This window comes from Neobacillus sp. BF23-41 (genome assembly GCF_041106275.1).
In genome coordinates, this window is sequence record NZ_JBGBPR010000062.1 from 1 (window position 1) to 7,280 (window position 7,280).

A 7,280-nucleotide genomic window follows, 5' to 3' on the forward strand; every position below is an offset into this window, starting at 1 on the left:
CGACGGGTAGAAATTCCAAAACCAAACGGTGGAAAACGAAATCTTGGAATCCCTACAGTAACTGACCGAGTTATCCAACAAGCAATTATCCAAATACTAACCCCAATATTTGAGAAACAATTTAGTCCATATAGTTTTGGGTTCAGACCCAATAAAAGTGCACATCAAGCTATTGAGCAAGCAAGATTATACATCGAAGATGGAAATGAATATGTAGTGGATATGGACTTGGAAAAGTTCTTTGATGGATAGGTTCTTCAAAATGGATAATTCGGGCATTAAAGCAATACGATGAAAAGTTTACTGAAGAATTTGTTGAATCCTTTGATAATTATTATAAAAATGGTGAGAAAAGCAAAGTTGTTCATTTAAGTGAGATGGTTTTAGAACCATATGGCGGGAGGCTATTTCAAGGTTTTTCATCGGGAAAAAAGTAGGGGGTTAATTCAACTAACGCATGCTTTACTTGTTGCCACTCGTAAGGTCTCCCATGGGATTAGGCATCATATTATATTTTAAATAGTATTTTACTGATTTATATAGCTATTTCACCACATATTCCTATGATTTGTTACTTTAAAATTATTATCCTGAAAAAATATTGACAAATTTACTTCTCATCCGTATAGTATTGTATATTATAAAAAATATTCAGATATAATTTTCAAAACGCAAAGATCAGGAGTAGTAAAAGCTCATTATTCGGTAAAGAGAGCTGCGGGTTGGTGCAACGCAGTCCTATGATACTTTGAACTTGCCTGGGAGTGGTAAAGCGAAAGATTAGAGTTAATCTATTCTCTGGTTTTAACGATTGACCTTCGTTACAAGGTTTTTAAAGCAGGGTTCGAAAAGAGCCAATAAGAGTGGTACCGCGGTAAGCTTAAGGCATATCGTCTCTTTCTTCATTTGATTATGAAGAAAGAGACGATATGCCTTTTATGATTTTTTGGGAGGTTAGGATATGGAAACGAACAAACGGAATTTACAGAGGACAATGACTTCAAGGCATATTACGATGATGGCATTAGGCGGTGCCATTGGGGCAGGTTTATTTAAAGGAAGCAGTTCAGCAATTGATATGGCAGGCCCATCCGTAATAATTGCTTACTTGATAGGGGGCATCATCCTATTATTCATCATGCAGGGTTTAGCTGAAATGGCGGTCCGTAATAGCGGTGCAAGAACATTCAGGGATCTTGTCCAATCTATTTTAGGAAAGTATCCTGCCTATTTCCTTGATTGGATCTATTGGAAAATGTGGGTATTGAACATCACGGCCGAATCAGTCGTTGCGGCTATTTTCATTCAATATTGGCTGCCTGAATATCCAATCTGGATACTGGCATTAGCTGTTTCGGTGTTAGTTACAGCAATCAACTTGCTATCAGTAAAGGTTTTTGCTGAAACGGAGTACTGGCTTGCTTTAATTAAAATTACCGTCATCATTGTGTTCATCATGGCTGGATTATTGTTGCTGCTCGTGACTTTTGGTGATCATACAGCAGTCGGTTTCTCTAACTTGACTGACCATGGCGGTTTCTTTCCGAATGGATCAACAGGTTTAATCACGGCGATGCTGGTGGTAATTTATTCATATGGCGGTACAGAAATTATCGGGGTCACATTGGCAGAAACGAAAAATCCCGAAAAAGTGGTTCCAAAAGCCGTTCGCAGTACATTGGTCAGGATCATTTCTTTCTATATCATTCCATTTTTCATCATCGTTAGTTTAATTCCTTGGAACGAAGTAAACGGGGTGCCTGAAAGTCCGTTTGTGATGGTCTTTCAAATGATAGGGATTCCAGGTGCTGACCATATTATGAACGCCGTTGTTCTATTAGCGATTATTTCATCGATGAACTCTGGATTGTATGGTTCATCCCGCGTTCTGTATACACAAGCCGTGGACGGTCGCATTCCGAAAATCTTTTCAAGTTTATCCAAGAAGAAAGTTCCTGTTTACGCAATATTAATGTGTACTTCCACTTTATATGGCGGTGTACTGATTTCCTTATTTGCTGGAAGCAAGACCTTCGATTTCCTGATGGGATCGCTGGGATATACCGTATTATTCATCTGGTTGATCATTGCCTTCGCCCATTTGAAATCACGTAAACAACAGCCCGGAAAAACAAGTGCCTATTCAGTTAAATGGTTCCCGTATACGACTTGGGCTGCGATCATCGCTTTAATTACGATCCTGATCGGAATCATTTTCACGACATCCATCATCGTAACGATCATTACACTTTGCATCTATATCTTTATTATATTAACGTATGTATGGAAAAGACGCCTTAACAAAATCTAGCAGAAGTGATAATTAATTATAAATGAAATAGATGGTTATTTTCATCAAGCCTTACTTAAGGCAGCTCATGCAGCCACTACACTCATGCTAGACCAGTTCTTCAATTAACGGGTGCTTGAGTTAAGAACCAGAGCTGTCATTTAGGCAGCTTTTCTTGTTTCACTAACGGGGCAGGATAGTTGAAGAAGAAAATGTGATAAAAGAGGTAAATGACATTCTTAAACGGGTGAAAATATGGACAATATCTTAAAACAACTAACTGAAATTAAAAACGAACTAGATAATCCATTTCCATATAGAGATACGGATAAAATACAAGAAGATTTTCGATCAGAGTTTTTAGATTTATCAGATGAAGAGGACTGTTTAACGGGTGATTTTAATACTTACTGTATGAATATAGCTGGAACTCTAAGTTATGTTTTAGCAGGCAAGACAATTAATATCCCCCAAGGTCAAATTGTGATGTTGCAGAAGTCTTTTTTTGAATTCTATAAACAATATAAGTTTTTTGAAGACAAAATTGAAACCTATAAAGATTTCTTTCAGGAATATAAAAACTTTGAAGAAACAAGGAAATTGTTATTACATCTGTTAGCTAAGTAAGCATTTCTTATTCAGCTAACGGGGGCTAGAGTTTAAGATCGGAGCTGCCATTTTGGCAGCTTTTCTTGGTGTGCCAGGCATGGCAACTATCTAGGTGGTGAAAGTCCACTGTGGGGGTACACATCGACCAACCACTAAGGAAGCGCAAGGTACTTATCGTGAGGTAAGGGCTGGAGGAAGCGTGGAATAAAATCTTGACTCGACGAACAGGAATCTGATACTAAGGCTCTATAAAGGGATTAAACTCCTAAGCAAGTTAAAGTCCAAAAGATGTGCGTAACTTTGTAGAGTAAATCAGGCGAGTAAAAGAGGAAAGATAGTTGACTTACCCTGGGAGGTCTTGCGGATGTACAGAAGTACAGTCGAAAAAGGTTAGTCGCAAGAAGTCAGCAGAAGCCATAGTAATGAAATAATTTCATGAAGGGCTGAACAATTTATAGTGTTTTAACGCCACGAATGCGTAAGTGACATACTCCGAATGTGTTAATGGTGAAAGTATGAGCGTACCTCAAAGGATAACCAAAATGGAGCTATCACTTACTACGTGAGAGGAAAGGAGAAACGAGTGTGAAACTTTTAGAACAAATTCTAAGTAATCAAAATATGAACGAAGCCTACCTACGTGTCTATAAAAACAAAGGTGCCAGCGGTGTTGATGGAGTAACAGTCGACGAACTAAAGCAACATCTGAAAGAGAACAAAGATGAGTTGCGCCAGCGCATCAGAACAAGAAAATACCAACCACAAGCTGCCTTAAGAGTGGAAATCCCAAAAGAAAACGGAAAGATGCGCAAATTGGGAATACCAACAGTAGTGGATAGAGTCGTTCAACAAGCCATTCATCAGGTTCTCAGTCCGATATTTGAAGAACAGTTTAGCGAATTCAGTTACGGTTTCAGACCAAAAAGAAGTTGTGAAATGGCGATTATAAAAAGCCTGGAATTTCTGAATGATGATCATGATTGGGTAGTCGACATTGACCTTGAAAGATTCTTCGATACCGTCCATCACGATAAACTCATGCGAATTATATCCAACACAATAAAAGACGGAGATGTCATCTCGTTAATCAGAAAATACTTAGTCAGTGGAGTCAGGTGAATGGAAAATATGAAGACACACCTGTCGGTACTCCGCAAGGAGGAAACCTCAGTCCACTATTGAGTAATATTATGTTAAACGAACTTGATAAGGAACTAGAGAAAAGAGGACTAAGGTTCGTGAGGTACGCTGATGATGCCCTTATCTTTGTGAAAAGTGAAAAAGCAGCGAACCGAGTAATGAATTCAATCGTGAGATTTATAGAAGAGAAATTAGGTTTGATAGTCAACGTAGAGAAGAGTAGAATCTCACGTCCAAAAGAATTAAAATTCTTAGGATTTGGTTATTATTACGACATAAATAACAAGAGATATCAAGTGAAACCTCATCTAAGTTCGGTACAGAAGTTTCAAAAGAAGCTTCGACAACTGACAAAACGAAACTGGAGTGTTCCACTAGACTACCGAATATTGAAACTGAAACAAGTTATATTTGGATGGGTAAACTACTTCAGAGTGGCAAACATGAAAAAGGTGACTGAACGAATAGACAATAAGCTTCGCTCCAGAATTAGGGTCATCATCTGGAAACAATGGAAAGTAGCGAAGAAACAAATCAAATCGCTTATTCAGCTAGGGATTCCAGAGGAAGAAGCGAAAGGATTGACCTACTGTCGAAAAGGTTACCGATACATAGGATTATCAAAAGTCGTACAAAGAGCCATCTCAAACAAAAGACTAAAGCAGAGGGGAGTCCCCTCTGCTTTAGAACATTTTCTAAAAGTACACACTGTGATATAAATTGAAACGCCGTATACGCGATCCGTACGTACGGTGTTGTGAGAGGGGCGGAAATAATACATTTATTTTCCCTCTACTCGATTTTCACTAACGGAGCAGGTTAGTGGAATAATTAAATAAAACCTAACATCTATGTGTTAAGATATAAAGCAGAATTAATGAAAGGGTTGAGAGGCAATGTCAAGAGGAGAACATTTACTGCAAGAACAACATGGAACAACAAAGAAAGCTTCCTCTTTTTATGAAAACCAAATGCTTAATTTCCTAAATAATAAGATGTCAGAGTTTATATCCAAGCAAGGTATGATGTTTATAGCAACAGCTGATTCTAGTGGGAACTGTGACTCCTCTTTTAGAGCTGGCTCAGTAGGTTTTGTACAGGTTATTGATGATAAAACATTAATATATCCTGAATACAAGGGGAATGGTGTTATGGCAAGTTTAGGAAACATTATTGAAAATCCCCATATCGGATTAATGTTTATAGATTTTTTTGAGCATTACATTGGGTTACATGTTAATGGTAAAGCTTCTATTATAGAAAATGGACAATTAGCCTCATTAAAAATGACAGAAAAGATTATTAATGATATTAAAGAAAAAGAAGGAAATAGACCAGAACGTTGGGTTATTATCAAAGTTGATGAAGCTTATATTCACTGTTCAAAACATATCCCAAAGCTAAAACAGAAGGACAAAAAAATATATTGGGGAACTGATGATGAAAAAGAAAAGGGTGGGGATTTCTTCAAAGCAAAAAAAAGTAAAAAAGATTAAAAATGATATTCAACTATCAGGTCGTTTCTACAATAAGTGGAGACGCTTTTTTACTAACGGGGCAATTTAGTTGAAGATGATATAATTAAGTGAAAATTGATTTTGTAAAGGAGGACTTATTGTTTTGAATTCAAAATGTATTAAATTTTACAATTTCGGAAGTCCTCAAGATGTATTAAAAGTTGAAAATAAAGGCATTGAACCTCCAAATGATAATGAAGTCCTTGTTCGGATGTTAGCACGCCCTATAAATCCTTCTGATTTAATTCCGATTAGAGGATCTTATTCCCATCGGATTTCTTTACCTAATATTCCTGGTTATGAAGGAGTTGGGATTGTAGAAGATGTAGGTCCTTTAGTTTCTCATCATCTTATAGGTAAACGAGTTTTACCTTTGCGTGGGGAAGGTACGTGGCAAGAATTTGTTAAGACATCAGCAGAATTTACAGTTTCTATACCTGATTCTATTGATAATTTTACGGCATCACAGATGTATATCAATCCCATTACAGCTTGGGTGACTTGTACGGAAGTTTTAAATTTAAGACCGAATGATGTTTTATTGGTTAATGCGTGCGGTTCTTCTATTGGGCATATTTTTGCTCAATTATCGAAGGTTTTAGGTTTTCGATTGATTGCGGTGACTAGGAATAATAAATATACAGAAGATTTACTCCATCTAGGTGCTTCTTATGTGATAGATACTTCTAAAGATTCGCTTTATGAAACAGTTATGGAATTAACAAATGGAATGGGTGCAGATGCTGCTATTGATTCCGTTGGAGGTTCATCTGGAAATGACTTGGCTTTTTGTGTCCACCCTAATGGGAACTTTTTAACCATCGGTCTTTTATCAGGGATACAAGTAAACTGGGCAGATATTGTAAATAAAGCAAAAGTGAATGCTAATATATTTCATTTGCGGAATTGGAATAAAAATGTCTTGGTAAATAAATGGCAAGAAACTTTTAAACATTTGATAAGACTAATAGACGATCAAAAATTACGCTTGATGATGGTAGATTCTAAGTATGACTTGTCGGATGTAAAAAAGGCTATTGGTGTTGTTGAATCTTCTAAAATGATCAAAGGGAAGGTATTTTTAACAAGCTATTGAGTTAATTCTTCTTTAACTAAAGGTTGCTTTACTTCAATATCTTCTTCAACTAAAGGGGTAGCATTCCTGTAATGAGTGAAAATGAGGATTGAACAAAAAAATAACCTCTTGGTAGAATGAGAGAGTCCTGAGGCTGGCCAGCGAAAAGGACAATACTCAAATACCAGGAGGCCATAAAATGAATTATAACCAAAATAAGAAGATTGCTCAAATTACTTCTCAAACACTAATTATAGGGGTCGACATAGCTAAATTCAAGCATGTGGAACGTGCACAGGACTTTAGAGGAATGGAGTTCGGATCACCTTGTTATTTTGAAAACACAAAAGAGGGGTTCTCCCATTTTCTTAAGTGGATTTCTGAGTTGAAGAGAGAACAAGCCATGGATAAAGTGATAGTTGGGATGGAACCGACTGGCCATTATTGGTTCAACCTAGCTCATATTCTGAAAGAAAATGAGATTAAGTTTGTGGCAGTAAATCCCTTGCACGTTAAGAAAAGCAAGGAACTCGATGATAATTCACCAACTAAAAATGATGTAAAAGATGCCAGAGTAATTGCCCAGCTGGTCAAAGACGGAAGATACGCCGAACCTACTATACCGCAAGGAGTTTATGCCGAGCTCCGA

The 7,280-nt window shown here is 37.1% G+C and carries 7 protein-coding genes, 1 pseudogene and 1 other annotated feature; all 8 genes and pseudogenes read left to right on the plus strand.

The window, feature by feature from the left end; translation table 11 throughout:
• A pseudogene (locus AB7942_RS29835) lies at nucleotides 1-246 on the plus strand (reverse transcriptase domain-containing protein); the annotation flags it as partial.
• 419 nt (nucleotides 247-665) lie between these two features.
• Nucleotides 666-901: a binding site (T-box leader), on the plus strand.
• Between the two features lie 60 nt (nucleotides 902-961).
• Nucleotides 962-2,311 carry an amino acid permease gene (locus AB7942_RS29840; protein ID WP_369449686.1) on the plus strand — a complete coding sequence of 450 codons (1,350 nt, stop codon included), beginning with the start codon at nucleotides 962-964 and terminating at the stop codon, nucleotides 2,309-2,311.
• Nucleotides 2,312-2,545: 234 nt separating this feature from the next.
• Nucleotides 2,546-2,917, plus strand: coding sequence for a YxiJ family protein (locus AB7942_RS29845; protein ID WP_369449687.1), 372 nt, complete (start codon nucleotides 2,546-2,548; stop codon nucleotides 2,915-2,917).
• Nucleotides 2,918-3,484: 567 nt separating this feature from the next.
• A complete protein-coding gene (locus tag AB7942_RS30655) occupies nucleotides 3,485-4,018 on the plus strand; it encodes a reverse transcriptase domain-containing protein (RefSeq protein ID WP_483310950.1) in 534 nt (177 codons plus the stop codon).
• A complete protein-coding gene (locus tag AB7942_RS30660) occupies nucleotides 4,015-4,758 on the plus strand; it encodes a reverse transcriptase domain-containing protein (protein WP_483310951.1) in 744 nt (247 codons plus the stop codon). Before AB7942_RS30655 ends, AB7942_RS30660 begins: the two co-directional genes overlap by 4 nt.
• Nucleotides 4,759-4,935: 177 nt before the next feature.
• Nucleotides 4,936-5,535 (plus strand): pyridoxamine 5'-phosphate oxidase family protein, encoded by a 600-nt coding sequence (locus AB7942_RS29860; protein ID WP_369449688.1) that lies wholly within the window; start codon nucleotides 4,936-4,938, stop codon nucleotides 5,533-5,535.
• 124 nt (nucleotides 5,536-5,659) lie between these two features.
• A complete protein-coding gene (locus AB7942_RS29865) occupies nucleotides 5,660-6,652 on the plus strand; it encodes a zinc-dependent alcohol dehydrogenase family protein (RefSeq protein ID WP_369449689.1) in 993 nt (330 codons plus the stop codon).
• A gap of 178 nt (nucleotides 6,653-6,830) precedes the next feature.
• The coding region (locus AB7942_RS29870) for an IS110 family transposase (protein ID WP_369449690.1) at nucleotides 6,831-7,280 on the plus strand (450 nt) is incomplete at its 3' end.

Bases quoted from the DNA above. Each gene is read 5' to 3' on its own strand.
- AB7942_RS29840 (WP_369449686.1), top strand. From the start codon at position 962: ATGGAAACGAACAAACGGAATTTACAGAGGACAATGACTTCAAGGCAT.
- AB7942_RS29845 (WP_369449687.1), top strand. From the start codon at position 2,546: ATGGACAATATCTTAAAACAACTAACTGAAATTAAAAACGAACTAGAT.
- AB7942_RS29860 (WP_369449688.1), top strand. From the start codon at position 4,936: ATGTCAAGAGGAGAACATTTACTGCAAGAACAACATGGAACAACAAAG.